Annotated in this window: 27 protein-coding genes and 1 pseudogene; 15 read left to right on the forward strand and 13 right to left on the reverse strand. The window is 42.3% G+C overall.

The annotated features are described in order from the left end of the window. Window positions 1–64 precede the first annotated feature (64 nt). The 11 genes from IQ276_RS07390 to IQ276_RS07440 all read left to right on the forward strand — a co-directional run bounded on the left by IQ276_RS07390 (window position 65) and on the right by IQ276_RS07440 (window position 11,553). Window positions 65–2,809 (forward strand): N-acetylmuramidase domain-containing protein, encoded by a 2,745-nt coding sequence (locus tag IQ276_RS07390; protein WP_193917386.1) that lies wholly within the window; start codon window positions 65–67, stop codon window positions 2,807–2,809. 162 nt (window positions 2,810–2,971) lie between these two features. After that, window positions 2,972–3,169: a 50S ribosomal protein L35 gene (gene rpmI / locus IQ276_RS07395; protein ID WP_073639607.1), complete on the forward strand. Its 198-nt coding sequence runs from the start codon at window positions 2,972–2,974 to the stop codon at window positions 3,167–3,169. Between the two features lie 19 nt (window positions 3,170–3,188). Continuing rightward, a complete protein-coding gene (gene rplT / locus IQ276_RS07400; RefSeq protein WP_190875801.1) occupies window positions 3,189–3,545 on the forward strand; it encodes a 50S ribosomal protein L20 in 357 nt (118 codons plus the stop codon). A gap of 12 nt (window positions 3,546–3,557) precedes the next feature. Continuing rightward, window positions 3,558–4,373: a transporter substrate-binding domain-containing protein gene (locus tag IQ276_RS07405; protein ID WP_193917384.1), complete on the forward strand. Its 816-nt coding sequence runs from the start codon at window positions 3,558–3,560 to the stop codon at window positions 4,371–4,373. A 197-nt stretch (window positions 4,374–4,570) separates the two neighbouring features. Next, a complete protein-coding gene (locus IQ276_RS07410; protein ID WP_235115504.1) occupies window positions 4,571–5,095 on the forward strand; it encodes a tetratricopeptide repeat protein in 525 nt (174 codons plus the stop codon). A gap of 251 nt (window positions 5,096–5,346) precedes the next feature. Beyond that, entirely contained in the window at window positions 5,347–7,329 is a 1,983-nt protein-coding gene (locus tag IQ276_RS07415; RefSeq protein WP_193920032.1) for a primary-amine oxidase, read from the forward strand. A 120-nt stretch (window positions 7,330–7,449) separates the two neighbouring features. Next, window positions 7,450–8,019 carry a peptidylprolyl isomerase gene (locus IQ276_RS07420; protein ID WP_190875805.1) on the forward strand — a complete coding sequence of 190 codons (570 nt, stop codon included), beginning with the start codon at window positions 7,450–7,452 and terminating at the stop codon, window positions 8,017–8,019. A 174-nt stretch (window positions 8,020–8,193) separates the two neighbouring features. After that, window positions 8,194–8,817, forward strand: a complete 624-nt coding sequence (locus IQ276_RS07425; RefSeq protein ID WP_193920034.1) for a Uma2 family endonuclease — start codon at window positions 8,194–8,196, stop codon at window positions 8,815–8,817. A 287-nt stretch (window positions 8,818–9,104) separates the two neighbouring features. After that, window positions 9,105–10,631 (forward strand): ferredoxin:protochlorophyllide reductase (ATP-dependent) subunit B, encoded by a 1,527-nt coding sequence (bchB, locus tag IQ276_RS07430; protein ID WP_193920036.1) that lies wholly within the window; start codon window positions 9,105–9,107, stop codon window positions 10,629–10,631. Between the two features lie 172 nt (window positions 10,632–10,803). After that, a complete protein-coding gene (locus tag IQ276_RS07435; protein WP_193920038.1) occupies window positions 10,804–11,178 on the forward strand; it encodes a hypothetical protein in 375 nt (124 codons plus the stop codon). 15 nt (window positions 11,179–11,193) lie between these two features. Further along, window positions 11,194–11,553 carry an immunity protein CdiI family protein gene (locus IQ276_RS07440; protein ID WP_193920040.1) on the forward strand — a complete coding sequence of 120 codons (360 nt, stop codon included), beginning with the start codon at window positions 11,194–11,196 and terminating at the stop codon, window positions 11,551–11,553. Window positions 11,554–11,571: 18 nt separating this feature from the next. On the opposite strand, the gene IQ276_RS07445 is transcribed toward IQ276_RS07440, so the two are convergent. The 4 genes and pseudogenes from IQ276_RS07445 to IQ276_RS07460 form a co-directional block, all read right to left on the reverse strand. After that, window positions 11,572–12,150, reverse strand: coding sequence for a Uma2 family endonuclease (locus IQ276_RS07445; RefSeq protein WP_193920042.1), 579 nt, complete (start codon window positions 12,148–12,150; stop codon window positions 11,572–11,574). Between the two features lie 73 nt (window positions 12,151–12,223). Then, window positions 12,224–12,400: pseudogene (locus IQ276_RS07450) on the reverse strand (Uma2 family endonuclease); the annotation flags it as partial. A 14-nt stretch (window positions 12,401–12,414) separates the two neighbouring features. Beyond that, entirely contained in the window at window positions 12,415–13,371 is a 957-nt protein-coding gene (locus IQ276_RS07455; protein WP_235115505.1) for an SDR family NAD(P)-dependent oxidoreductase, read from the reverse strand. Window positions 13,372–13,487: 116 nt separating this feature from the next. Then, on the reverse strand, window positions 13,488–14,744 hold the full coding sequence (locus tag IQ276_RS07460) for an aliphatic sulfonate ABC transporter substrate-binding protein (protein ID WP_193918666.1): 1,257 nt from the start codon (window positions 14,742–14,744) through the stop codon (window positions 13,488–13,490). A gap of 33 nt (window positions 14,745–14,777) precedes the next feature. Between IQ276_RS07460 and IQ276_RS07465 the strand changes: the two genes are divergently transcribed. The 3 genes from IQ276_RS07465 to ygfZ all read left to right on the forward strand — a co-directional run bounded on the left by IQ276_RS07465 (window position 14,778) and on the right by ygfZ (window position 16,816). Continuing rightward, complete coding sequence (locus IQ276_RS07465; protein WP_235115506.1) at window positions 14,778–14,930, forward strand: hypothetical protein; 153 nt, start codon at window positions 14,778–14,780, stop codon at window positions 14,928–14,930. Between the two features lie 37 nt (window positions 14,931–14,967). Continuing rightward, on the forward strand, window positions 14,968–15,636 hold the full coding sequence (locus tag IQ276_RS07470; protein WP_193918668.1) for a cadmium resistance transporter: 669 nt from the start codon (window positions 14,968–14,970) through the stop codon (window positions 15,634–15,636). A 184-nt stretch (window positions 15,637–15,820) separates the two neighbouring features. Next, a complete protein-coding gene (gene ygfZ / locus IQ276_RS07475) occupies window positions 15,821–16,816 on the forward strand; it encodes a CAF17-like 4Fe-4S cluster assembly/insertion protein YgfZ (protein WP_193918670.1) in 996 nt (331 codons plus the stop codon). Window positions 16,817–16,937: 121 nt separating this feature from the next. Here ygfZ and IQ276_RS07480 read toward each other — a convergent pair whose 3' ends face one another. The 8 genes from IQ276_RS07480 to IQ276_RS07510 form a co-directional block, all read right to left on the reverse strand. Then, window positions 16,938–17,834 (reverse strand): DUF5331 domain-containing protein, encoded by an 897-nt coding sequence (locus IQ276_RS07480; protein ID WP_190875816.1) that lies wholly within the window; start codon window positions 17,832–17,834, stop codon window positions 16,938–16,940. Between the two features lie 380 nt (window positions 17,835–18,214). After that, on the reverse strand, window positions 18,215–18,541 hold the full coding sequence (locus IQ276_RS07485) for a (2Fe-2S) ferredoxin domain-containing protein (RefSeq protein ID WP_190875817.1): 327 nt from the start codon (window positions 18,539–18,541) through the stop codon (window positions 18,215–18,217). 75 nt (window positions 18,542–18,616) lie between these two features. Then, entirely contained in the window at window positions 18,617–19,591 is a 975-nt protein-coding gene (locus IQ276_RS07490) for a cysteine synthase A (RefSeq protein ID WP_193918672.1), read from the reverse strand. Between the two features lie 23 nt (window positions 19,592–19,614). Then, window positions 19,615–19,980, reverse strand: coding sequence for a hypothetical protein (locus IQ276_RS40895; RefSeq protein ID WP_373690473.1), 366 nt, complete (start codon window positions 19,978–19,980; stop codon window positions 19,615–19,617). A 252-nt stretch (window positions 19,981–20,232) separates the two neighbouring features. Then, the gene (locus IQ276_RS07495) at window positions 20,233–20,358 is read right to left on the reverse strand and encodes a type II toxin-antitoxin system HicA family toxin (RefSeq protein ID WP_228043180.1); all 126 of its coding nucleotides are present in this window, start codon (window positions 20,356–20,358) and stop codon (window positions 20,233–20,235) included. Continuing rightward, on the reverse strand, window positions 20,355–20,558 hold the full coding sequence (locus IQ276_RS07500) for a type II toxin-antitoxin system HicB family antitoxin (RefSeq protein ID WP_190875819.1): 204 nt from the start codon (window positions 20,556–20,558) through the stop codon (window positions 20,355–20,357). Before IQ276_RS07500 ends, IQ276_RS07495 begins: the two co-directional genes overlap by 4 nt. 6 nt (window positions 20,559–20,564) lie before the next feature. Next, window positions 20,565–21,149, reverse strand: coding sequence for a Uma2 family endonuclease (locus IQ276_RS07505; protein ID WP_235115507.1), 585 nt, complete (start codon window positions 21,147–21,149; stop codon window positions 20,565–20,567). Between the two features lie 24 nt (window positions 21,150–21,173). Beyond that, window positions 21,174–21,758, reverse strand: coding sequence for a Uma2 family endonuclease (locus IQ276_RS07510; protein ID WP_235115508.1), 585 nt, complete (start codon window positions 21,756–21,758; stop codon window positions 21,174–21,176). 251 nt (window positions 21,759–22,009) lie between these two features. On the opposite strand from IQ276_RS07510, the gene IQ276_RS07515 reads away from it, so the two are divergent. Further along, the gene (locus IQ276_RS07515; RefSeq protein ID WP_193918676.1) at window positions 22,010–22,153 is read left to right on the forward strand and encodes a hypothetical protein; all 144 of its coding nucleotides are present in this window, start codon (window positions 22,010–22,012) and stop codon (window positions 22,151–22,153) included. A 73-nt stretch (window positions 22,154–22,226) separates the two neighbouring features. On the opposite strand, the gene IQ276_RS07520 is transcribed toward IQ276_RS07515, so the two are convergent. Then, window positions 22,227–25,742 (reverse strand): NACHT domain-containing protein, encoded by a 3,516-nt coding sequence (locus IQ276_RS07520; RefSeq protein ID WP_235115509.1) that lies wholly within the window; start codon window positions 25,740–25,742, stop codon window positions 22,227–22,229. Between the last annotated feature and the right edge of the window lie 129 nt (window positions 25,743–25,871).

The following is a 25,871-nucleotide window of genomic DNA, read 5'->3' on the forward strand; positions in this document are numbered from 1 at the left end:
TTTCGAGGATAAATTTAACTTCTTTGTACTCAATTACTAATGAACTTGAGTCTAATTAAAGATTATGAAAAACAAGCAGAATACCATAAATTCTCGACTTATTGATCGAGTTGATGAAGTTACTTCTAACGATATTTTTAATCTTCAACAAGATAACAGCTTTTTATCTGAATCTATTCCAGCCTCAAAACTACAGTGGAATGCAGCATCACCAGAACAGCTAGAGTTCATGCAGCAAGTCTATAATTACCACGTAAAAAGCTCTGCTAAAAAACGACCTTTTGTAAACGACATTCCAGCCGCCGAACTAGCAGTAATTGAGGGAGGACATAGGGCAAAAATCTCAGCAGCTCAATCTTGTCGGGATTTGCTGGCAGCAGCAAGGGCAGCTCTTGAGCAGCAGCAGCAGGCTCAAGTAGAACAGGCTTTATCAGTAAAGAATATTACGTTAATCAGTGCTTATCGCTCTGCCTCACAGCAATTTACGATCTGGCAGCGAAATTTTCCTAATTATTATCGGGAAACTGCTAGTAAACGTGCTGGGCTTTCTGGTGGAGAACACGGACAAAAAGCAGTAGCATATTTAGCTGGGTATATCAGTTCTCTTGTAGCTGCCCCTGGGTACAGCCTCCACAACAATGGACTAGCAGTCGATTTGGGTACTAGAGACAAAGGGGTGAATTTAGGTGCGAGTAAATCCCAACGGCAACCCTGGCGGCAGTCCTGGCTGTTTGGCTGGCTGACGGTGAATGCCTCCCAATTTAACTACTACCAGAACACCTCAATTGACGAACCTTGGCATTGGGAGTATCGAGAAACCACCCCTCAGCCCTCACAGAGCGAGTTCAACGAGTTTTGGGAATTTGGCTCAGCCCAGCAAAATCTGCTAGAACCAGCACCTGTAGATGATGAGCGGTTTAGTCAAGAATATTTCGAGCAACAAGAGTCTGCTGTCTTGAACTTACCCGTTCATACTGTCATAGATCAAAATGCCCTTCAGCGTTCTGACCCTCCAGAATTGCGATCGCTTTCTAGCCGGATACCCCAGTACACTCGCGTTCGGATTGAGCAAATTGAAGGCAATTATGCCAGAGTCAGCGGTGTAGATGGTACAGCATACGGTTGGACGGCTCTTGTCAACTTAGGCACTTATTATAAAGATTTCCAGAGATTACAAAGCGCCTCTTTGTCACCGAGTACACCACTGAGTATCTCGGCTAATTGGTCAAGTCTCAAGCGTACTCTGGCTAGTACTTATAATCGACTAGGCGGATTAATGAATGTACTAGCAACAGAGTTAAATATTCCTCAAGCAGCACTTCTGGCTGTGTGGCAAGTTGAAAGCGGAGGTCGAACTCATGTTCCCAATCAAGCAGTGATTCGGTTTGAAAATCATCTTTTATTCCGCCAATGGGGACAAAACAATCAGCAAATTTATGATCGGCACTTTCAACATGGGGGACACAATGGGATTTCCGGTCGCCCTTGGCAAAATCACAAGTTTCGAGAAAATCCTAGTGATGCTTTTCAAGGATTTCATGGTGACCAAGCGCGGGAATATCAAGTTCTAGCTTTGGCTTCTCGCCTAGCAACAGAAGAGATTGCTTTGCAATGTATTAGTATTGGCGGTCCGCAAATCCTCGGTTCTAATTACCGGATGATTGGCTACACCACCCCACGAGAAATGTATGATGCTTTTCAATCTGGAGAACGTCCGCAAGTTTTAGGCTTTTTTGATTTTTGTCAGTATAAGTTGGGACATGGTAGTAATCGCGGCGCTTTGATTCGACACCTAGCTGCTCTCAATTGGGAGGAATTTACCAGAGGTTACAACGGCAATGGGCAAGTAGCGACTTACTCAGCTAATTTGCGTCAAGCCTATCAAGCTGCAACAGAAATTTTCACACTCACACCTCCGGCTTCACAATCATTGAGAGATTTTTCAGGCGGTAAGTCGGTGGCGATCGCCGAGGGCAGAGATGAGTTAACAAATGTACCACTCCTGACGGGACATAGAGGAACACCTCCTGATTTGATTTTACGTTGGAATGAAATGACGGTACGCCCCACATCAATTGATGTCGTTGTACATCTTCACGGCTACTCTAGCGATCGCCTGCGTATGGTTATCAGCCGCACAAAAGAACCTAACAGTGGTTTTGTTAACCCCAGCAACCCAGGTGATTTATCTTTAGGTCGCCACCGTCCAACTTTGGCTATTTTGCCACGGGGTAACTATTTTGGTGGTGCATCAGGTAACGGATACAATTTCCCAGCTTTGATTACACCCACTGGTTTGACAGAATTAATCGAGTTTTCTCTACAGCATTTTGCCCGTGGCTTTGGATTAGGGAATCTGCAAGTGGGACGACTAATTATTACTGCCCATTCTGGTGGTGGCGCTCCGTTAATGCAAATTTTACTCCACAATGACCCCCATGAAGTTCACGTATTTGATGCTCTCTATCAAGATGCTCACAACTTGATTCGCTGGGCACAAAACCGCATTCGTCGTGACCAAACAGTTCTAGAAACCCCCATGAGCCAAGATGCCCAGCAATATATGCAGCAGCAAGGAGGGGCGTTACGGGTTTTTTACAAAGCAAGTACTCCAACAGAATCTTATAGCCTTACCGTCCACCAAGCGCTGATGGCTGCATTACCTAATGCTCCTAGCCCCGCCGCACTGTTATCAAATTGGTATCGCGTACAAAAAACTACGATCGCACACGGTGATATTCCGCGCCGCTATGGTTTTCAATTGCTAGGTAACGCTGCTGCTCTACTACCAGATGCCTATCCTCAGTAGTTCACACCGTGCTTTTACCATCATAGGACAGCGATCGCTCCCAAAATTTGCTGCCAAGTTCCCTTTTACAGCTTCGTGAAGGGTTAAAATCGTTGAATTAATTGCCATTAAAGCAAATCAAGTAGTATATAATGAGGGATTGTGTCGAATTAAAGCTAGACAATGCCTAAACTCAAGACTCGTAAAGCAGCAGCGAAGCGATTCCGTGCCACCGGCAGCGGCAAAATCGTCCGTCGCAAAGCTTTCAAAAACCACCTTTTAGAACATAAAACTTCTAACAAAAAGCGTAATCTGTCCAAGACTACACTTGTAGATGAACGCGATGAAGATAATGTGCGCTTGATGCTCCCATATTTGTAAGTCTTTCAGGAATTAAGTTATGACACGGGTAAAACGCGGTAACGTAGCTCGCAAACGCCGCAATAAAATTCTCAAAATAGCTAAAGGTTTTCGCGGTTCCCACTCGACTTTGTTTAGAACTGCCAACCAGCAAGTGATGAAGGCGCTACGGAGTGCCTACCGCGATCGCAAAAAGAAAAAGCGCGATTTTCGTCGCCTCTGGATCACCCGCATCAACGCTGCTGCAAGACTACACGGCTTGAGTTACAGCCAGTTGATTGGTAACCTGAAAAAAGCTGATGTCCAACTAAATCGCAAGATGTTGGCACAACTAGCAGTACTCGATCCTGCAAGCTTCGGCAAAGTCGCTGAATTAGCTAATCAAGCTAAAGCATAAAGGTGGTAACGGATGAATAACCGATGTAACAGATGGCAAGAAATGACTCGGTTACATCTGGTATTATCCGCTACTATTATTTGGATTTGCTGCTTTTGCTTTGTGGGCACTAGATTAATCGCATCTGCCGCCGAAATGCCAAAAATACAGCAACAGGGATATTTAACTGTTGCAGTTAAAGATAACCTGCGTCCTCTGGGATTTAAAGATGATAGCGGGAATTTGCAAGGCTTAGAAATTGACTTGGCACAGCAGTTGGCACTTGACTTGCTAGGTAAAAAAGATGCTGTCAAATTTCAACCCGTAGCGAATCGCGATCGCTTATCTGTAATTTTAGACAAGAAAGTTGATTTAGCGATCGCCAGGGTAACAGCAACTGCTTCACGCGCCCGCGTAGTTAATTTGAGTGTTCCCTACTACTTGGATAGCACTGTATTAATTACAAAAGATGCTTCTGTGCAGCAGTTAAAGGATTTGGCAAAACAAAAAATTGCTGTACTTAATAACTCCAGTACAATTGCCAAAGTACGGTACTATTTGCCCAACGCCGAGTTAGTAGGAGTGAATTCCTACCAAGAAGCGCGAGAGCAAATGGAAAATAATGCCGTTGTCGCCTTTGCCGCAGATGCTAGCGTTCTTGCCGGTTGGGTGCAACAATATCCCCAATATCGATTACTAGCAATCAAGCTATCAACTGAACCCTTGTCTGTGGTAATGCCCAAGGGATTGCAGTACGATGAATTAAGACGACGAGTCAATGAAGCGATCGCTCGTTACATAGCAGAAGGTTGGCTCGCTGAACGCGCCCAATATTGGGGTTTACCATAAGTGAGTGCTGTTAGCGGTAGCGGGGCGTTTAGCCCGTGCTGAGTTAGGAGTTAAGAGTTAGGAGTTAAGAATTATTCTCCTCATCTCCCCCATCTCCCTCATCTCCCCCATCTCCCTCATCTCCCTCATCTCCCCCATCTCCCCAATAGGCTGATAATAGATACAGAACCAACTTTTAATATTTGTATTTGCAGGCAATGGATAATAATCTAGCCGTAGTTTATCTCTCAATTTTGGTAGGTTTGCTCACATTTACAGTTGTGGGTGTTTTTCGCCAAATTTTCAAAACTCGCAAGGTTGAAAGTTCTTTTTCTAAGTTACGAAAGAAATTAGAGAAAGAAAAGGGCACAACTCAAGAATATTACGAGTTAGGGAGTATCTATTCCGAAAAAAAATTGTATTCTCAGGCGATCGCATTATTTCAAAAAGCTCTGAAAGCTGCCCAAGAAGAGGACGAAGAAAATATTGCCCCCATTTACAATGGACTAGGCTATGTTTACTTTATTCAAGAGCAATATGATCTAGCAATTCGTCAGTACAAAGAAGCCCTAAAATTTCAACCAGATTATGTGACAGCGTTGAATAATCTTGGTCACGCCTATGAGAAGAAAAAATTAACTACTCAAGCATTACAAACTTACGAAGAAGCACTCAAATTTGCTCCAAATAACTCTATCGCTAAACGCCGCGCTGAATCTTTACGTCGTTTAGTTTCTGCATAAATTATGGCATTGGGTACTGGGGATTGAGCATTGGGCATGGGGCATTGGGCATTGAGAATTGGGCATGGGGAAGCAAGGAGAAAGACTTGGTGCAAATTCTCCTCCTGTCCCCTTGTCTCCCTCATCTCCCTCATCTCCCTCATCTCCCCCACCTCTTCCCAAATTAATTTACCTTTAGCCTCTGAATTTATCGGTTTTCAGGCTTAGGCTTGGAAATAGATAACTGTACGTCTTTTGTCAAAATGTAAAAGATGATTAAGCGGCTAAGGTATTTTTTTTGGCTGGCTATTGCCATCATTGTTGTCATTTATATCTCATTTGGATTAATGGGAAGATTATCTGCTCAGCAGTCTTCAATTTTCCATCCTCTGAGTGCGTTAACTGAGGCAGAAATTAGTACAGCTGTTTCGGTTGTCAAAAGAGAAAAAATTTTGAGCGAAATGGCTGCTTTTCCACTGATTGCTTTACAAGAACCAGATAAAGAAGAAGTTCTAAATTTCACACCTGGTAAAGTTTTTAACCGTAAAGCTTTTTTGGTAATCTATGAACGTTCCCAAAACAAAACTTTTGAGGGAGTTGTTGATTTAACAAGCAAAACCTTAAATTCCTGGAAAGAAATACCCTCTGTCCAACCCGCACTCGTCAATTCAGAATATGAACTAGCAACCCAGGTAGTTAAAGCCGATCCCCGGTGGCAAGCGGCGATGCAAAGGCGGGGAATTAGCGATTTTGAGCGAGTCAAAATCAGTTGGTGGGCACCAGGAATGCTGAGTCAACAGGAAGAAAAAACAGGTAATCGTCTTTGTCGGGGCTTATCTTACTATATGGGCAAACACTGGAATTATTACGGTAGTCCGATTGAAGGAGTGGTAGCAACGGTAAATTTAAATACTGGTAAAATTGCCAGTGTTGTTGATAGGGGAAAAGTGCCTTTATCTCAAGAAAATTGGAACTACGATGTTAAATCTTTGGGCAAATTACTTTCACCACTCAAAGCATTAAAAATTCTGCAACCTAATGGTAAAAGCTTCCAAATTAACGATAATCAAATTAGCTGGCAGGGTTGGAATTTTCGCTATTTAATGCATCCCCGTAGTGGTTTGATGCTGTACCAAGTGACACACAAAGATGGAGAAAATCTCCGGCCAGTTTTATACCGCGCTAGCCTCTCAGAAATGGTAGTTCCTTATGGCGATCCTGAGCCTACTTGGTCATTTAGAAATGCCTTTGATGTTGGGGAATATAACCTTGGGTTATTAGCAAATAAGATGGAGTTAGGTAAGGAAATTCCTGAAAACGGCTTATTGTTAGATACAATATTTGCTGATGAACAGGGAGAACCTTACAAAATGCCAGGGGTTATCGGTATCTACGAACGCGATAATGGAATGCTGTGGAAACATTATGAGTATAATACTCAACGTAATGATGTCCGTCGCAATCGAGAATTAGTGATGACGATGACGGTGGCAATTGACAACTACGATTACAGCCTCAATTGGATTTTTCACCAAGATGGAACTTTAGAAGTACAAAACGAATTAACAGGTATTGTATTGGTACAGGGAACGGCTGCCGAAAAACAATCCCAAGAAAATTTATATGGTCAGCTAATTGCAAAAAACATTATAGGAGTAAATCACCAGCACTTTTTCAACTATCGCCTAGATTTGGATGTCGATGGTAAAGCTAATTCCGTGATGGAAATGAATGTTAACGCTTTGCCGATGGATGAAAAAAATCCTTTAGGAAATGCGATGGTACTGGCAGAAAACCCATTAGCTAAAGAAACAGATGCTGTGCGCGATTTGGATATGAAACACAGTCGAAAATGGATGATTGTGAGTGCAGATAAAAAGAATGCTCTCGGTGCTACACCTGGATATATGCTGATGCCAGAAGGAAATTCGATGTTTTTTCCTGTGGAAGGCTCAAAAATCCGGCAACGAGCAGAATTTGCCACACACCACGTTTGGGTAACAAAATATAAACCTAGTGAACTGTATGCTGGTGGCGATTATCCTAATCAAACTCAACCTAGACAGGGTTTACCTAAATATATTGCAGACGATGAATTGTTGATGGGTGAAGATATCGTGTTATGGTACACAATGGGCGTGACTCATATTCCGCGATCGGAAGATTGGCCTGTGATGCCTGTTCATCGAGTTGGATTTAAGCTAGTACCTAGAGGATTCTTTAGCCGCAATCCAGCTATTAATTTACCAGATTAAAATATTCTTTTTCTTAAGTTTTCTGGGTTGATTTTTTTGGTAATTTGTAAACCTGTAACTTGAATGCTGATAAGCTTATCATAGATCAAATACTGGCAGTTTTCATTCATAGGATAACTCATGAATTTTCCAGAAATTAATATTCCCGGCGATGGCAAACTTCACGCTCGTTTAATTACTTCCTTGGGGGAAATTGTAGTTCGTTTAGAGGAAGAGAAAACCCCCAACACAGTCAAAAATTTTGTCGGTCTAGCAACTGGAACAATTGACTGGAAAGACCCTAAAACTGGTCAATCTCTCAAGGGTACTCCTGCCTACGATGGGATTCGCTTTCACCGAGTCATCCCTGATTTTATGATTCAGTGTGGCGATCCCCTGACTCGTTATCTGGATATGGCTAACCGTTGGGGTACTGGTGGACCGGGATATCAATTTGGAGATGAATTTCATCCCGAATTGAAACACTCTAGTGCGGGTATCCTCTCAATGGCAAATGCAGGACCCGGTACTAATGGTTCGCAATGGTTCATTACAGAAGTACCAACGCCTTACCTTGACCGCAAACACAGTGTTTTTGGTGAAGTTGTGGAAGGTATGGATGTAGTCAACCAGATTGCCAATGTGCCCACGACTAGAGATCGTCCAAATCAAGAGGTAGTGTTACAAAAAGTAGAAATTTTTCGACAGTAACTAATTTTATGTCCGTTTAATTCCTTATCAAAAAACTCCCAGTTTCTGGTGTGTAAGAGCGTCAGCTCTAATGATAAGTGTTCAACGGACTCTCAAGAAACCCCGACGCTGTTGACTGTTGACGCTTAATGGTTAGCAGTCATCAGTCATCAGTCAACAGTCGAGCAATAAATCATGACTCAAACCTTACGCAAACTAATTACATTTGATGAATTTGTTGATTGGTATCCAGAAAACCCACAGCGACGCTATGAATTGCATAGTGGAGTAATTATTGCAATGTCACCACCAACAGGCGAGCATGAACAGGTAATTGGATTTTTAGTTGGAGAAATTGTTACAGAATATAAGCGCTTAAATTTCCCTTATTTGATACCCAAAACAGCATTTATTAAAGCCACTGAGAGCGAATCAGCTTACCCACCAGATATCCTGATATTAAATCAGCCGAATTTAGTAAATGAACCTCTGTGGAAAAAAGAATCAACTGTTAGTCAAGCAGCATCTATTCCGTTGGTCATTGAGGTAGTTAGTACTAACTGGAGAGATGATTATTTAAAAAAAGCGGCTGACTATGAAGCAATAGGCATACCAGAATACTGGATTATAGATTATGCAGCTTTAGGTGGTAGGCGCTTTATTGGCAGCCCTAAACAACCAACTATATCGATTTACTGTTTGGTAGAAGGTGAATACCAAGTCAGCCAGTTCTGTAGCGGGGAACGTCTCCAATCACCAGCCTTCCCAGACTTGAATTTGACTGCTGAACAGATTTTTCGCGCTGCTACAATCAGCTAAATAGTTAATATATCCCCCCGAATTGAAAACAAATTTGCCGAAAAATTAAGATTTATTTTAAAAAAGCAACAGGAATGTTGTTAAAGTCAGAAGCTAGATGCTAATCAGGAACAAGGTTTGGGCGATACTTACGGCTACGAATTCCAGACAAAACCCTTACAAGTCTTCACTTCATGAGAGATACAAGTTTTGCGACAATCAAAAACGATTGAATAAATAATCATGCACTTATAGTCCAACTGTTATGGGACTCCGTGTTGTTTTAGTTGAAAAGGGAGAAGATACTAATGAAATTGGCTTACTGGATGTATGCAGGCCCAGCCCATATCGGCACTCTCCGAATCGCTAGTTCTTTTAAAAACGTTCATGCAATCATGCACGCGCCACTAGGGGATGATTACTTCAACGTCATGCGCTCTATGCTATCGCGGGAGAGGGATTTCACTCCGGTGACAACCAGTGTTGTCGATCGCAACGTTTTGGCACGCGGTTCTCAGGAAAAGGTGGTAGATAACATCACCCGCAAAGATGCCGAGGAACACCCAGATTTAATTGTGTTAACTCCCACCTGCACTTCTAGCATTTTGCAAGAAGACTTACACAACTTTGTAGAACGGGCGCAACTGGAAGCCAAAGGGGACGTAATGCTGGCGGATGTGAACCATTACCGCTACAACGAACTGCAAGCAGCCGATCGCACTCTCGATCAAATTGTCCAATACTACATTGAAAAAGCCCGGAAGCGGGGCGAATTAGCAGAAGGCAAAACCGAAAAGCCCTCAGTTAACATTATCGGTACTACCACCCTCGGTTTCCACAACAATCACGACTGCACCGAACTCAAACGGCTGATGGCTGACTTGGGGATTGAGGTAAATACCTTAATTCCCGAAGGTGCTTCGGTGAAGGACTTGAAGAAGATGCCCAAAGCCTGGTTTAACCTGGTGCCTTACCGGGAACTCGGTTTGACTACAGCTCGTTACCTAGAAGAACAATTCGGCACACCTTATATAGACATTACCCCAATGGGTGTAGTGGAAACTGCTCGGTGTATCCGTAAAATTCAGCAGGTAATTAACGCCCAAGGCGCTGATGTGAACTACGAAGACTTCATCAACGAGCAAACCCTGTATGTATCACAAGCCGCTTGGTTCTCCCGTTCCATTGACTGTCAAAACTTGACCGGCAAAAAAGCAGTGGTATTTGGCGACAACACCCACGCCGCCGCCATCACTAAGATTTTGGCAAGAGAAATGGGGATTCACGTAGTTTGGGCTGGAACCTACTGCAAATATGATGCAGACTGGTTCCGGGAACAGGTGAGCGAATATTGCGATGAAGTGCTGATTACAGACGATCATGGCGCAATTGGGGATGCGATCGCTCGCGTCGAACCCTCTGCTATTTTCGGCACCCAAATGGAACGCCACGTTGGTAAGCGCTTGGATATTCCTTGCGGTGTAATTGCTGCACCCATCCACGTCCAGAATTTCCCCATTGGTTACAAGCCATTTATGGGTTACGAAGGTACAAATCAAATTACAGATTTAATCTACAATTCCTTCACTTTGGGAATGGAAGATCATCTTTTAGAAATATTTGGAGGTCATGATACCAAGGAAGTAATTACTAAAGGAATTTCCGCTGATTCTGACCTGAGTTGGACAAAAGATGGTCAAGCAGAATTGAATAAAATTCCTGGATTTGTGCGCGGGAAAGTGAAGCGTAATACTGAAAAATTTGCCCGCGATCGGGGTTTCAAGGAAATCAATGCTGAGGTGTTGTACGCCGCGAAGGAAGCTGTAGGCGCGTAGTTTAGCAGTTCATCGAGAAGATTGAGGGGTAAGGAGTTATGTATACTCTTTGCCCCTATTTTTTCGTTTCATTATTAAATATAGTGACACAACTTAAATTATGAGATATTATATTTTCATATGATTTTTTATATATTTATTTTCACAATTATTTAAAATAACTAAATAAAATATGAACGATGACAAAGCGGCATTATTAGCGGCACTATGTCAGGCTGGCATTAAGCACAGTCCAGAAAAAATGGTGCGGATTGCTAAGCAAACTGATGGCAAAATTGTATTTTTAGAAGAGGGAAATACTGAAGCAGGACTCCAGCACATACTGGAACAACATTCTTTGGAGTTCCTAAATCAGGGTATTGAATTAGAGCAGATACCAGATGCGATAATTGCAGCGGTTACTCAAGGTAGAGTGACTGGTTATCAAGGAAAACAAAAAACTCGTACCATTTATGAAGTTACCTTCAATGGGAAAATCCAATATATTTCTGTGACTGTAAGCGATAATGGTTATATAGTTGGTGCTAACCCCAGAACTTCCCCATAACTTGGTAGAGAGACTATGGTAGCAAAAATCAAACTCATGGCTGATTATGGATGCTACCCACTATGGTGGGCTACTTCTGATCGAGCTGGTGATATTGATCCAGAGACACTGCCACTAAGTAAAGAAACTATTAGCCGTTTGGATAAATGGGCAGAAGTTTACGATGCAAAATTGAACTGGGAAAATCCTGGTGATTCGCTGGGTTTTTCCAGTCTAGAGGCTGAAGCGGCTTTTGAGGATGAAGGAATTAGTTTGTGGAAGCAACTACAAAAAGAACTTGTGCCTAACTATCAAGTAATCTATTTTAGTAATAGATTACGTAAAGTTGTTACTCATCCTGGCGAATTAGAAGTTTTACCTGTTATTCAGCAATGATTTGTGCTAACAAAATATTTATCTCCAGATGATTGACAAATTTAAAATAAATCCTGGTAACACATCTTCTCCTGATAATTCTTGGGGAGATGTTAATATTTCCACTGGTTGACCAAGACGATAAATTTCTACTTGTCGCATTTTAGGATTAATTAACCAACCTAATTTGACTCCATTATCGATATATTCCTGCATCTTCTCTTGCGTTTCTCGCAAAGTATCGCTGGGTGACATTAACTCTAAAACAAAATCTGGGGCAATTGGAGGGAATTTTTCTTTTTGTTCAGGTGTGAGTGTATCCCATCGTTCTTTTCTAATCCAAGCGACATCAGGAGAACGGTTAGCACCATTGGGCAGTTTGAAGCAGGTGGAAGAATCAAAGCAAATTCCTAATTGAGTTTGACGATTCCAAATTCCGAACTCAACAGAAATTTCAAAATTACGATTTCCAGTTTCTCCGCCTGTGGGTGGCATGATTAAGAGTTCTCCGGCTGCGTTGCGTTCAAATTTGATTTCAGGATTTTCCCGACACAGTTGATAAAATTGGTTGTCGGTGAGTTGGATGATGGAGTTTAATTTAATGGCGATCGCTGTCATAATTAAATATTTATCTCCAGATGATTGACAAATTTAAAATAAATCGTGGTAACACATCTTCTCCTGATAATTTTTATGGAGATGTTAATATTTCCACTGGTTGACCAAGACGATAAATTTCTACTTGACGCATTTTGGGATTAATCAACCAACCTAATTTGACTCCATTATCGATATATTCCTGCATTTTCTCTTGGGTTTCTCGCAAAGTATCGCTGGGTGACATTAACTCTAAAACAAAATCTGTGGCAGCGTAGCGGTAATTCATGAATTACCGCTACTTTCGTTATCTTTTGCGTAAGTCCTGTTTTTATTAAATTCAAATTTCACATCGGTTAGTTTTTCCGATACTTCCCATAGTTTTTTGGCGATCGCTTGGTCTTTGGATAACTCGTTTGATTCGACTTTTATTGGATAGCCACGCACTTCCATAAACCCATTGGGACCGAAATATTCCGCGCCTTTTAAGCCTGCTTCGATCGCCGCCCGCAGAGTCGGTAATGCACCCATCGTGATGTCTTGAGCAAGGATGCCGTTGAGATATTTCACAACGCCGCCCGCAGTTCTCTGCAATTCGGTTGCCGTCCAGCCCGGATGTGAGGCGGTTACAACTGTGTCGAGATTGTTATCTTTTAGTTTTCGGTCGAGTTCGTAGGTAAAATAGATATTCGCAAGTTTGCTGTCGCCGTAGGCTTTCCATTTGGCATAACTTCTCTTTTCCCAATTCAAATCATCGAAATCTATCTTGCCTAAACTATGTGCGCCGCTCGAAACATTCACGATTCGTGAGCCTTCGGTGCTGATCAACAGTTCTAAAACATGCCCCGTCAAAGCAAAATGTCCGAGATGATTAGTGCCGAGCTGCAATTCAAAACCGTCCGTGGTTTTTGAATACGGCGGAATCATCACACCCGCATTATTAATCAGTAAATCCAGACGCAAGTAATTTTTCTGAAAGTTTTCAGCGAAATTTTTAACTGATGCTAAATTTGCCAAATCAAGTTCCATCACCTTTACGTCGGCATCTTTATTCTGTTGAAGAATTTTCGCCAATGCTTTGTTTCCTTTGTCCAAATTGCGAACCGCAATGATTACAGACGCTTGTTTATTAGCTAAAACCCGCGCTGTTTCATAACCGATACCGCTGCTCGAACCCGTGACAATTGCTACTCTTCCTTTTTGACTCAGAATATTTTCTGCGTTCCATTTTTCATTTTTCATTTTATTTTCTCTTGTTTAATTAACTTAATTAATTCTCAAAAAAAGAATTAATTCGTTACTGCATCCCACACAATTTTATAGGTAGTTTATAACATTTTTTAGTTATCAGTATCAGATTAATAAGTCCAGTTTTGCTTGGCCTGCAAACTATAGGTTCCATCTTTGACATTCACCCGCTCAGGAATCAGATTTAAATCTCTAAATATATTTGCCTGATGCTGTAGAGCATTGAGCGATTGGTCGTCAATGGGAATGATGGCGCGTTCGCCACTATGTTTCTGTAAAATTTCTACAATGGATGGATCGATTTCATGGTGTTCTGCCAATCGTTGAACAGCTTCTAATTCCTGTCTCTTAGCCCAAGTTCCAGCTTCGTTTACCTCTTCTAAAATCACCTTCAGCAAGTCGGGATAGTCGCGTACCAGTTCTGGAACGGCGTAGTAATAAGTGGGAACTTCTATGGAGGCTTTGTCACCAAATATGCTCTCTAAGTCTGCAATCGATCGCCCTGGATAAGCGCTTCGGGCAAGGGTAGCTGTGTAGGGAACCCAAATCACCCAAGCATCGATTTCACCGCGGCGGAATCGGGGCAGCGCCTCCGGTTGTGTCAGATAAACTGGCTCGATGTCACTAAAATCTAGACCGACTTTTGCCAGCGATCGCACAAGTATATAATGTGCGCTTGAGCCTTTGTCAAAAGCGATCTTTTTGCCCTTCAGGTCTGCTAGTGTCTGAATTGGCGAATCTTCCGGCACTAGAATTGCTTGACCTTTGGGAGCGGTATATTTTTCCTTAGCCACCCGTACAAATACGTGATCCGCTGCTTGAGAGAAGATGCTGGCCGTGCCGCCGCCCCCGCAGAAGTCAATCGTTCCGTTGCTGAGTGCTTCTATCAGAGAAGAGGCTGATAAAAAGCTTGTCCAGATGACACTCAGCCCAAATGGTCGCAAACGCGTTTCCAGCAAGGCTTGAGTCCGGAGAACTTCCAGATTTGTCATCCCCTCTGGATATCCAATTTTGAGTTGCTTGAGCCGCCGCGCTTGCTCTGCTAAGGGCGTGTTGCTGGATTGATGAGAACGCTGAGAAAACCAGCGATCCAATACTACACAGAAAATTATCCCCCCCATAAACAGTCCCACGGTTTCCAGTAACTGGATTATGGATCTTTTAGGTAGTTGGAACTGATTACCAGATTCAGAAGCAGCAATAGCATGATCGTCAAAAACTAGAGGCAAGACCAAAATCGAGACAAGTCCGATGCAAAATCGAACTGCAAACCTGTAGGTAGCCGATGTACGAGTGGCTGATCTGAGCGACCGTAAGATATTTTGACCTGTGCATCTAGGCAGAAGGTCAATCAAACGGCTAATCATAATGACTCCTTTGATAAATATAGGTGATGGACATTGCCCGATGAATTGGAGATGGGGGATAAAGTCAAAGCACCGCTTGATGTATATAAACTACCAAACTTGCTCGCTTGTTACACCCAATATGCGATACTCACATTATCATATCGATATTGTGTGGATTATCTACAAAGGTTGAGCGATCGCTAGTTTCGGTCATCAGATAGGTGTTGAGTGAGGAATGGTGATGGATTGGTTAATTGCAACAATTAAGATTGGGCTAGCTGCGGCTGTGGCAACAACATTTGATGACAATATTTATCTGACTGCCTTCTTTAGTGAGGTTAATCGGACTTTTCGTCCTCAACATGTTGTAGTTGGTGAGATTTTAGGGTTCACGGCATTAATGATAGTAAGTTTACTTGGGTTCTTGATGGGTCTAGCAATTCCCTCAACTTGGACTGGTCTACTGGGGATTCTGCCGATACTTATTGGCTTGAAGAATCTGCTCAACCTGAATAAGGATGATTCAGTTGAAGATAAGTCAGCCAATCTCAAAAGAAACTCGAAATTTCATGGATTTGATTCCAGAAAGCGATCGCTCTGGGACGTAATCCGCGATCCGCAGACATATCGCGTCTCCTCGGTTACAATTGCCAACGGCGGCAACAATCTTGGCATCTATATCCCCCTGTTTGCCACTAGCTCAATCCAAAATCTCACTGTGATCGTACCAGTTTGCTATTTCATTGTTTTTTGCTGGCTGTTTATGTCCTATAATCTGACTCGTCTACCTGGTATCGCTTTGATACTCAGCCGTTATGCTAGCAAGATTTTCCCCTTCGTTCTGATGTGGCTGGGTTTCAGAATTCTGGTAGACAGCGAATCTTATCGTATTTTTCTCCCAAACACTTGACAGATAAACGTTATTAGTTATCAGTTTGGTGAGATTCTGAAGGTAAAATCAATAGAGCTTAACTCGTGCATTTTCAGTTACCGTTTTATATCCCTAGAAGAAAACCGGAGGTAGATTGAACCTGCAAACTCTTATTTGCTAAGATTTCCAGTGCGACAACATTTAAACAGGGCAACTCTTCATCATGCCAACATCTACAATTGACAATCAAGACGCAGCTGCTATCCAAGCTGCTAGAGTTGGGGTTGCAATATACGATCGCTCTGGCTGGGGACGCATCAAAGTGTCTGGCGATGACCGACTCCGCTTTTTACATAACCAAAGTACTAACGATTTCCTCGCACTCAAGCCAGGACAAGGTTGTGATACAGTTTTCGTCACTTCCACAGCCAGAACTATTGATTTAGTAACCGCCTACGTCAGAGAAGATGCGGTGATTCTGCTCGTTTCGCCTAACCGCAGGCAGTTTCTCATGGAATGGCTGGATAAATATATTTTCTTTGCAGATAAGGTGGAATTATCTGATATCACACAATATACCAACACCCTCAGCCTCATTGGTCCCCAAAGCGACGCTGTAATCGAAAAGTTGGGGATTGGCGAACTTATCGGGCAACCCTACGGTAGTCACCAAGTATACACCATTGCTAATGCTCAGGGAGTGCGAATTGCTGTAGGTAGTGGGTTAGGAATTCCCGGATACACTTTGAATTTTCCTTATACTGACAAAGCAACGGTGTGGGAGAAACTGTTAGAAACTGGGGCGGTAGAAATGAGCGATCGCGCTTGGGATGTGTTGCGAATCTTACAAGGACGCCCCGCCCCAGATGCAGAACTCACTGATGATTATAATCCCTTGGAAGCTGGTTTGTGGGAAACAATTTCCTTTAACAAAGGTTGCTATATTGGGCAAGAAACCATTGCGCGGTTAAACACATACAAAGGTGTAAAACAACACTTATTTGGTGTTAAAATAAGTGCTACTACGGAAACTGGAAGTGCGATCGCCGTTGGAGATGAAAAGGTCGGTAAGCTTACCAGTTATACAGAAACTCCTGATGGTTATTTTGGACTAGGTTACATCCGCACCAAAGCTGGTGGTGTTGGTTTAAAAGTTAAAGTGGGAGAAACTGAAGGTGAAATAGTAGAAATCCCATTTGTTTCTCACGAATACCCATAGTTAAAGAAGAATTCAGAATTCAGAATTCTGAATTCAGCAATCTTTATTGATTAAAGAGTCGGACTGGAATTCATAGTTCCAAATCTCATAGTCAAATATAGTTAGACGTTTGAAATTTAGGTTAAAGTTTTCTAATACTGAATTCTGACTCCTGAGTTCTGAATTCTTCTCGATCGCATCTGGTGCCTTGACAAAATTCATCTACCCAAGAAGCTAGACTACGGGCATTGGTGCTTGGTAACACATTCACTTTGGTTTTAACGTCTTGTGGTGGTGTATTGACATACTGGGTATTTTTGGCAATTTCGGTAGTAATTGCTAGCGAACGCACTGGTTTGCTGTGACTAGAAATTTCAGTGGCTAATGGCATAGTTTTGGCTTTATTGTTTACCTGGGAGGTAATTGTTAGCGTTCCTCCTGAAAGTAAACGATGGAGGGGCAATTTTACTGATTTATCTTCCCTGAGTAAACCAGAGTCTGGCTTGACTGAATGTGACGGTTTTACGGAAGTATTGTGAGTAACCTTAGTAAGAACTGCAACTGATGTCCCAGCTTTGTTTGTAGAATCTAGTTCAGTGCTATCTGTAAATGATGTTACAGTTTGCTGTAAGCGTGGCAAATCTGAGTGTAGCGTTTTTACAGGAGAATCAAGTGTAACCTTGGAGGGAGTTAACACCAATGGTACAGCTTGGCGATCGTGAGAAACTTTATCCTGTAACGACTCACTTTCAACTTGGTTTTCTGATTTGATTAAACGTAACTCTTCATCAGGATTAAAGTTGAGGCCTAAAGCTGCCACTATTTTATCAGGATTATTACTTAAATCCAAGATAAAAGCAAGTATCTCATCAAACTGCGGTTCCAAAACAGATAGCGTTGCCAAAATAAAACCAGACGAAGGACGCCGCAGACCGTCATAGGTAGCCCAAATTCGCATTTTAACCAGCCAGGAACTATTTTGCTCGTAGTAACTCAGCCACTTCTGTTTTAAGGATTGACGCAGTTGCTGGATATTCATCGAATGCCTCACTTAGGTCAAACAATTTTGGATTTTGGATTTTGGATTTTGGATTTTGGATTTTAGATTTTGGATTTTAGATTTTGGATTTTAGATTTTAGATTGACTGCACCCATAAAGGGATGCAGCTTGGGGATTTGAAATTGACGATAGCGTAGCTTAAAGCCAACGGCATGGCTTCTCTACGAGACGCACTCGCGTTCGCTTAGAGCGACGTAGTAGCGTCTTTTACATTGATTCCGCCCACAAGGGGGAGCCACTGCGGTGGACGGGTTTCCCGGCATAAAGCAAGTGGCATCGGGGCTTGAACCAAAAACAATCCAAAATCCAAAATTGAAAATCTAAAATTCGGAGGGTCAACAAGAGTGCAGACTTTATTTTTAGGAATGAAACCGATAATAGAGCATCTGTTTGACTCTTTGACCACCTAACAAATGCTGTTCTACCAGTAGAGATACTTCATCAGGCTGAACGCGGCTATACCAGACCATATCCGGTAATACCAGCACCATCGGTCCATTGCCACATTGTCCCAAACAGCTGCTATCTGTTACTGTTACTCCAGGAATTGGCAAAGCTGTAAAAGCTGCTAAGACTTTAACAGCGCCTTGCTTTTTACAAGTGCGATTTTGACAAACCCGCACACATGTAGGAAAAGAAGGTTGGTTGATTGTGGAAAAGTTTGATGGTTGAGTGATGTTTGTCATTTATCATTTGTCCTTGGTCATTAGTCATTTGTCATGAAGTCAAAAACTAACCCCCCAATACCCAATGCCCCATGACTAATCTATTGAAAGTCCTTTTGAGGCTAACCATTCGGGGTTGAATATCCGCGACTGATACCGGGAACCGCTATCACATAAAATAGTGACGATGGTATGTCCTGGGCCTAATTGCTTCGCTAGGGCAACAGCTGCCCCAACATTAATACCTGTTGAACCGCCCATTAACAAGCCATCTTTTCTCAATAGTTGGTAAACTACCCGCAAAGCTTCTTGATCGTCGATTTGGATGGCGTCATCCGCAGGTGCGCCTTCCATGTTGGCTGTAACACGACCATTACCGATGCCCTCGGTGATGGAATTTCCTTCCATTTTGATTTCGCCAGTTTTGACATAGCTATAAAGTCCACTACCCAGCGGGTCGGCAACAACGCATTTAATGGCTGGATTTTGTTTTTTTAAGTACAACGCCACACCAGCAAAAGTACCAGCAGTACCAGTTGCAGCTGTCCATGCATCTATTTTACCATCTGTCTGTGCCCAAATTTCTGGCCCTGTGGTTTCATAGTGGGCGCGGCGGTTGGCTAAATTATCAAACTGATTTGCCCAAATGGCGTTTTCTAATTCAGCGGCGACTCTACCAGATAACTTGACGTAGTTGTTGGGGTCTTTGTAGGGTACAGCTGGGACGCGACGGACTTCTGCTCCCAGGGCTGTCAGTGCGTCGATCTTTTCTTGTGATTGGGTATCGGGAATAATAATTAGGCATTTGTAGCCTTTGGCGTTGCAAATATGCGCTAGTCCAATGCCAGTATTACCAGCGGTTCCTTCGACAACAGTACCACCGGGTTTGAGTAAACCTTTCTCTTCTGCGTCTTGGATGATGTAAAGTGCGGCGCGGTCTTTGACGGAACCGCCAGGATTGAGGAATTCTGCTTTACCAAGGATTTCGCACCCTGTTTCTTCACTGAAGCTGTTTAAGCGAATCAGAGGTGTGTTGCCTACAGCGCCGACAAAGCCATTTTTAATGTCCATTTTGACTGTACCTGTGTTTTCTTCTATAAAAATTTTGGCTTATAGCGGTGGCATGATTGACAGTAAATTTGATATAAGTACCCGAATATCGTGTTGGAGTACCCGAACATTGTGTTGGAGTACCCGAACATTGTGTTGAAGTACCCAAACATTGTGTTGGAGTACCCAAACATTGTGTTGGAGTACCCAAACATTGTGTTGGAGTACCCAAACATTGTGTTGAAGTACCCAAATATCGTGTTGGAGTACCCAAATATCGTGTTGGAGTACCCAAACATTGTGTTGGAGTACCCAAACATTGTGTTGAAGTACCCAAACATTGTGTTTGAGTACCCAAACATTGTGTTGGAGTACCCAAATATAGCGATCGCCCTTTGTTGAAAAACCATTAGCTTGGCTATTAACAAAAAAAGGCGGTTGGTTTGGTAAATGGTGGAATTAAACTCATACCAAATCCTGGCTGACTACCCTCTTTTTTAAAAAAGCAGGGGAAGCAGGGGGAGAAGAAAGGGGGGTTATAAAAGCGTATTTAGTATTATTTAATACTTAAAATTTTCATTCAAACTCTGGGATGTCTTCTCCCATCATGATGTTGCGTAGAGTTCCTATGGGTAAATCACGACCTTTGTGATAAGGGACAATTACTGAAGTTGTCGCTCAATATTTCGCCATTTGCGATGACTTCCTTTTTGAGAGACTAGCTCAAAGCCGTAACGTTGCAAAATGGTTTCAACTTCATCAGCATTCATCCGTCGGGTACGGCTCATCCCACAGTAACCTCGCGTGTAACCGCACCTGGTGATAGGTCGATAATATCAGGCTCAAGATAAAGTGCGATCGCTTCACGAATATTTTCTAAGGCTTCTTGCTCTGTTTCTCCTGCGGAAACACAACCTGGTAACTCTGGGCACCAAACAGCCCAATCACCTGTTTCTGGATCTGGTTCAAGAATTACACGCCACTTCATTTGTTTCTACCAAACTTTACTCATATTTAAAACAAACCCAGGCAATACTGGTTCGCCGCTGACAGTCGCGGGATTTTCTAGACATTCCTCTGGAACACCCGGACGATAAATATAAACTCGGCGATGCTTGCGGTCAATTAATAAGCCTACCTGTATTCCTGGCTCCCTCATATATTCCTCCATTTTTTCCTGCAAACGTTGGAGGCTATCAGAAAGCGATCTTAGTTCAACTATAAAATCTGGACAGATGGGAGCAAACTTTTGCTGTTGTTCTGGGGAAAGAGTATTCCACCGTGATAGTTTAATCCAGGAAGCATCAGGCGATCTATCTGCACCCGTTGATAGTTTAAATCCAGTGCTGGAATCAAAACAGATACCTGTACCATCTTTTTCTGCCCAAACTCCTAGCTGTAAGGCAACGTTGAAATTGCGGTTACCTGTCTCTGAACCAGTGGGAGGCATAATTGATATTTCTCCAAATCTATTGCGCTCAATGCGTAAGTCACGATTCACCTGACAAAAGTCAAAAAATTGCTCGTCTGTCATTTGCATTGAGGAGGGAAATTGCACAACTAAAGGGGATGAAAACATGATGATTTCCTTCAGGTTTTGCTTTTACCAAACTTTACTCATATTTAAAACAAACCCAGGTAATACTGGTTCACCGCTGACAGTCGCGGGATTTTCTAGACATTCCTCTGAAACACCAGGACGATAAATATAAACTCGGCGATGCTTGCGGTCAATTAATAAACCTAGCTGTATTCCTGGCTCCCTCATATATTCCTCCATTTTTTCCTTCAAGCGTTGGAGGCTATCAGAAGGCGACCTCAGTTCGACTACAAAATCTGGACAGATGGGAGCAAACTTTTGCTGTTGTTCTGGGGAAAGAGTATTCCACCGTGATAGTTTAATCCAGGAAGCATCAGGCGATCGCTCTGCACCCGTTGATAGTTTAAATCCGGTACTGGAGTCAAAACAAATACCTGTACTGTCTTTTTCTGCCCAAACATACAACTGACCAGCTACATTAAAGTTACGGTTACCTGTCTCTGAACCAGTGGGAGGCATAATTGATATTTCTCCAAATCTATTGCGCTCAATGCGTAAGTCACGATTCACCTGACAAAAGTCAAAAAATTGCTCGTCTGTCATTTGCATTGAGGAGGGAAATTGCACAACTAAAGGGGATGAAAACATGATGATTTCCTTCAGGTTTTGCTGTCTACCCAACAAATTAATTTTATAGTACACACGTTCCTATTTTATCCAAATCCATACCGCGATAAATAAACAATTTGACGAAGTTGTGAGGTTACATCAAGTCCAATATGCGATCGCTTTTTTCTGAGGTTGTTGTTACTCTGGGAAAATAAAAATAATTGGAGATGCGATGAATCAAACACAAGACGCGATGAATTGCGTCTCTACAAGGGGGGATCAAAAAAACGATGCCTGCGGCGGGCTACGCCTACGCATTCCCATTGCGATCAAAATATCTGTTTGAACAGGGGCGATCGCATAGCCTTGTAGAGACGCCGATTTATCGCGTCTCAAAAACCGAACCTGATACCCGATTCATCGCGTTTCTATAAAGGGGGATTGTTCAAGACAATCGCTGTTTCCACATTTCCCTTATGTTTTGACTGGAGGAAGTATTTTTCTTTCCTACCCTCCATCTTTCACTTTCTCTTGTTGATGCCAAGCTTGATAAAAAGCGGGGTAGGACATACTTTGGGCGCACTTCCAGATAAATTCGTAGCAATGATAAAATCGCCCAAAGTTATTTTTGTAAGTTTCAGGTGATAAGTAATCCTTCAACATGGTGACAACATTCGGCATTTGCTCCTCTGACATAATTTTCTCTAAGCTTTCTGTGGCTAGCGATCGGTTATTATCATCCAGTTGTGGTTTGCCAATTAACTCCACCAAAGCAGCGATCGCAATTTTGTTACCAGGATCAATTAACCCTAAGGCAAATGCTGCTTGCACTTGGGTCAAAACATTTTTATGTGGGTTTTGAGTTAACTCCACTAAAGCAGTGATTGCTATTTGGCTGCCAAAGCCAATTTGACCTAAACTAACCGCAGCTTGTCCTCTTGTAAAGAAATTTACCTTTGGGTTACAAATTAAATTGACCAAGCTAGTAATTGCCATTTGGTTGCCAATGTCAATTTGACCTAAGCTGAATGCTGCTCCGACCTGGGTATAAGCATCAACCTTTGGATTACCAATTAGATTTACCAAAGAAGTCATCACTATTTGTTTGCCCATGTCAATTTGACCTAAGCTGAATGCTGCTCGTAATTGGATTTCAACATCAACTTTTGGGTTTTTGATTAACTGTATTAAAGCATTTATTGCTATTTTGTTTCCAGGATCAATTTGATTTAAGCTGTCTGCTACTAGCCATTTAGTCTTATCATCCATCTGTGAGTCACAGATTAACTTGCTCAAGCCAATCATTGCCGTTTGAGTGCCAGTGCTAAAGCTAATTTCCTTCAAGCTCTGTGCTGCTTCCCATTGAAGAGCATAATCAACTTCATGTGAATTACCAATTATCTCAACCAAGGTAGTAATTGCCGTTTTATGACCAGGGTCAATTTGCCCTAGACTCTCTGCTATCTCCCATTTAAACTCATTACTAAGCTGCGAGTCACTAATTAACTCTACTAAGGTAGTGATTGCCGTTTTATGACCAGGGTCAATTTTCCCTAAACACTTTGCTGCTTGCCATTGAATAGCATAATCTACTTGTGGGTTACTAATTAACTCTACAAAAGCATTAATCGCTATTTGGTTGCTGGGGTTAATTTGCCCTAAGCTAAATGCTGTTTGTACTTGTGTAAAAGGATCAACTTGTGGGTTGTTTATTAACTTGACTAAGCTATTAATGGCTGTTTGGCTACCAGAGCCAATTTGCCCCAAGCTGACTACCACCAAACGTTTAGTATCATCATCTATATAGGCATCGGCAATTAAATCTACTAAGCCATCAATAGTTTTTGTGCGTTCTGTCTGTAACAGTGCCGATTGAGCTTCCTCTTGAATTGGTTCGAGTAAGCTTATCCATTCTTGACTTTTATTGAAATAACCAAAACACCACTTGATAATTTGCACTACTATTTGATCGACTCTAGAATAATCTTTAAACTCAGAAATTCCTGCGGCTGCTAAAAAATAAGCGCGAAACTCGTAAAATCCCCTTCTGACTCTATAAATACCACTGAATTCTCCGCACCCATCATCAAATTCCACCAACGCCTGAATAAACTCTTTTTTCTTCTCCTCCATCCCCTCATCCTCACGTCCCAACCACAGCAAAATCACCTCTTTCCACTGCGGGGCAAAAATGCGATAAACCCCTTGCGCGGGGTTGTCGGGAACATGATTCAGAAACTCGTCCCAATTCTCAACTGCCAACGCTGCAAAATATTCCTCAAATGTGGGATGGTAAAAAGCGTAAACTTTTTCTTTTGTTGCTGATTCAGCAGCCACTCCAACTTCATTTAGCCATCCCAACTTTAACGCTAACGAAAATAAAGAATTTTGCTGTTTTGCATCACCTAATTCCTCACGCACAAACTTATGTGGTAGCCGAAACCGTGACGTTTCTTGATCAATTGCCCGTTTTGCCAAACGTCCCAACGCTGCGTTTAATTCCTCTTGCTGCTGTTCGGTGGTAGGGAAGCGGTTTTCTTTCCACTTGTAAACCTCTTCCACAAACTGCTGATAAAGTCCGGCTTTAGTTTCCGGTAAACCTTTATCGGAACCTTGCCAAGTGCTACACAACAGCGCTAACCGCAAAGGATTTTTAACTAAATCTTGGATGCGCTGACGTTCAGCTTTATCTAACTCCCTCCATAATTGTTCCCCCTTGTTACTCCCCCTCTCCTTAATAAGGAGAGGGGGCTGGGGGGTGAGGTTCCGAGGTTGAAACCACTTCTCGATAAACTCTTGCACTTGTTTCGGATATTCAAAATTGAGTAACCGATACGTCTCAAAATTTTCTAAAGCGTTGGCGTTTGCTTCCCAAACATTCACCCGACAAGTCAGCACAACCCGCGCATTTTTCACCCATCCCCTCAACTGCTGGGAAATCTCAGTTAATGGTTGGAGTGAAGACATTTCATCTGCTGCATCCAACAACAACCACACACGATTATTTTTGAATAAATCTGCTAAAGCGTTTTCCTGTTCTTCTTTTACACGCACCACTTTTAAAGCATTCTTCAGCCAATCTTGCAGCAGATAATTTTCTACACTCTTTCCTTGCAAGTCTGCCAAAGAAATCCAAATTGGTAAACCCAGATTGTTGTTTAATATCCAAAAAGCTATAGTTTGCAACTGAGTAGTTTTTCCCGCACCCGGTTCCCCAATTAAAGCGATGCGGTGTCCTTTAGTTTTACCAACACCATCACGGATAACTTGCTCTAAAAAAGCCTCATGTTCAAATCGCTGCTTCTCTTCATAACTCGGTTCGTAAAGTTGCGAACCTTGTTCTGCGGAAATATCCTCGCTGCACTTCTTCGGTTTGTTACGCTCCACCAATGCTAAAGGGACATGAATTGCCTCTAGGTCAAATTTCATCTCATCATCAGCAAACAGCAACTCATTTGTGGTGAGACGCTTGTGCTTTTCCAGCATAGCACCGCAGATTTCTTGCCAATCCAAGCTATTATCTGTTGTTTGTACCTGGAATGTTTCTTTTAAATTTGTCTTTTGGTGTTCCTTCCACTTCTGCTTAACCACCTCCAGATTCTCTTTTATCGTCGCTGTCTGATGTTTTAGCGTCAGGGTAAATTTCCAATAACCTTGATTTTTTGCAGCTTTTTGGTCTTCTCGTACTCCCAATTTTTTCAACCAGTCAAGTGCAATTTGAAGCTCATCGAACTCATCAACATTAGATTCTGCTTTTTTCGGAGAAGGTTTTAAAGTTTTGCCAGCTTTTGTTATCTGGTTAAGTAAATATTCCTTCTTTGTACCAACTTCAGTTGTTTTGATTCTGTTTCCTGTTGTCTGTTGGCTTTTATATCCGGTAATTCGCAGCTTATTAGCGTTCCAGACAACGCAAAGTGGAAGTTTTGATTCACAGTCTTGCTCTTGTGACAGTTGCAGCAATGCTTCTACCAGACTGAGTACATTGTCTAAAACGGATTTATCTCCACGATTATTTCTTGGCATCAGTCTGAAATAATTTTAAATTACCCAAACAAACAAGCTTCCCCAAGCCGCAAAAGCTGACGATACAAGCATTATAGACGTTGTGTGGGGGATGTGTCTGGGGAAATACCCAAAAAAATAATTGACCTT

It is taken from the genome of Desmonostoc muscorum LEGE 12446 (assembly GCF_015207005.2).
Taxonomy (GTDB): domain Bacteria; phylum Cyanobacteriota; class Cyanobacteriia; order Cyanobacteriales; family Nostocaceae; genus Nostoc; species Nostoc muscorum.

What these genes read in the sequence shown, in the direction of transcription:
- IQ276_RS07390 (WP_193917386.1), top strand. Translation starts at nt 65, where the DNA reads ATGAAAAACAAGCAGAATACCATAAATTCTCGACTTATTGATCGAGTT.
- rpmI (WP_073639607.1), top strand. Translation starts at nt 2,972, where the DNA reads ATGCCTAAACTCAAGACTCGTAAAGCAGCAGCGAAGCGATTCCGTGCC.
- rplT (WP_190875801.1), top strand. Translation starts at nt 3,189, where the DNA reads ATGACACGGGTAAAACGCGGTAACGTAGCTCGCAAACGCCGCAATAAA.
- IQ276_RS07405 (WP_193917384.1), top strand. Translation starts at nt 3,558, where the DNA reads ATGAATAACCGATGTAACAGATGGCAAGAAATGACTCGGTTACATCTG.
- IQ276_RS07410 (WP_235115504.1), top strand. Translation starts at nt 4,571, where the DNA reads ATGGATAATAATCTAGCCGTAGTTTATCTCTCAATTTTGGTAGGTTTG.
- IQ276_RS07415 (WP_193920032.1), top strand. Translation starts at nt 5,347, where the DNA reads ATGATTAAGCGGCTAAGGTATTTTTTTTGGCTGGCTATTGCCATCATT.
- IQ276_RS07420 (WP_190875805.1), top strand. Translation starts at nt 7,450, where the DNA reads ATGAATTTTCCAGAAATTAATATTCCCGGCGATGGCAAACTTCACGCT.
- IQ276_RS07425 (WP_193920034.1), top strand. Translation starts at nt 8,194, where the DNA reads ATGACTCAAACCTTACGCAAACTAATTACATTTGATGAATTTGTTGAT.
- bchB (WP_193920036.1), top strand. Translation starts at nt 9,105, where the DNA reads ATGAAATTGGCTTACTGGATGTATGCAGGCCCAGCCCATATCGGCACT.
- IQ276_RS07435 (WP_193920038.1), top strand. Translation starts at nt 10,804, where the DNA reads ATGAACGATGACAAAGCGGCATTATTAGCGGCACTATGTCAGGCTGGC.
- IQ276_RS07440 (WP_193920040.1), top strand. Translation starts at nt 11,194, where the DNA reads ATGGTAGCAAAAATCAAACTCATGGCTGATTATGGATGCTACCCACTA.
- IQ276_RS07445 (WP_193920042.1), bottom strand. Translation starts at nt 12,150, where the DNA reads ATGACAGCGATCGCCATTAAATTAAACTCCATCATCCAACTCACCGAC.
- IQ276_RS07455 (WP_235115505.1), bottom strand. Translation starts at nt 13,371, where the DNA reads ATGAAAAATGAAAAATGGAACGCAGAAAATATTCTGAGTCAAAAAGGA.
- IQ276_RS07460 (WP_193918666.1), bottom strand. Translation starts at nt 14,744, where the DNA reads ATGATTAGCCGTTTGATTGACCTTCTGCCTAGATGCACAGGTCAAAAT.
- IQ276_RS07470 (WP_193918668.1), top strand. Translation starts at nt 14,968, where the DNA reads ATGGATTGGTTAATTGCAACAATTAAGATTGGGCTAGCTGCGGCTGTG.
- ygfZ (WP_193918670.1), top strand. Translation starts at nt 15,821, where the DNA reads ATGCCAACATCTACAATTGACAATCAAGACGCAGCTGCTATCCAAGCT.
- IQ276_RS07480 (WP_190875816.1), bottom strand. Translation starts at nt 17,834, where the DNA reads ATGAATATCCAGCAACTGCGTCAATCCTTAAAACAGAAGTGGCTGAGT.
- IQ276_RS07485 (WP_190875817.1), bottom strand. Translation starts at nt 18,541, where the DNA reads ATGACAAACATCACTCAACCATCAAACTTTTCCACAATCAACCAACCT.
- IQ276_RS07490 (WP_193918672.1), bottom strand. Translation starts at nt 19,591, where the DNA reads ATGGACATTAAAAATGGCTTTGTCGGCGCTGTAGGCAACACACCTCTG.
- IQ276_RS40895 (WP_373690473.1), bottom strand. Translation starts at nt 19,980, where the DNA reads ATGGTTTTTCAACAAAGGGCGATCGCTATATTTGGGTACTCCAACACA.
- IQ276_RS07495 (WP_228043180.1), bottom strand. Translation starts at nt 20,358, where the DNA reads ATGAGCCGTACCCGACGGATGAATGCTGATGAAGTTGAAACCATTTTG.
- IQ276_RS07500 (WP_190875819.1), bottom strand. Translation starts at nt 20,558, where the DNA reads ATGAAGTGGCGTGTAATTCTTGAACCAGATCCAGAAACAGGTGATTGG.
- IQ276_RS07505 (WP_235115507.1), bottom strand. Translation starts at nt 21,149, where the DNA reads ATGTTTTCATCCCCTTTAGTTGTGCAATTTCCCTCCTCAATGCAAATG.
- IQ276_RS07510 (WP_235115508.1), bottom strand. Translation starts at nt 21,758, where the DNA reads ATGTTTTCATCCCCTTTAGTTGTGCAATTTCCCTCCTCAATGCAAATG.
- IQ276_RS07515 (WP_193918676.1), top strand. Translation starts at nt 22,010, where the DNA reads ATGCCTGCGGCGGGCTACGCCTACGCATTCCCATTGCGATCAAAATAT.
- IQ276_RS07520 (WP_235115509.1), bottom strand. Translation starts at nt 25,742, where the DNA reads ATGCCAAGAAATAATCGTGGAGATAAATCCGTTTTAGACAATGTACTC.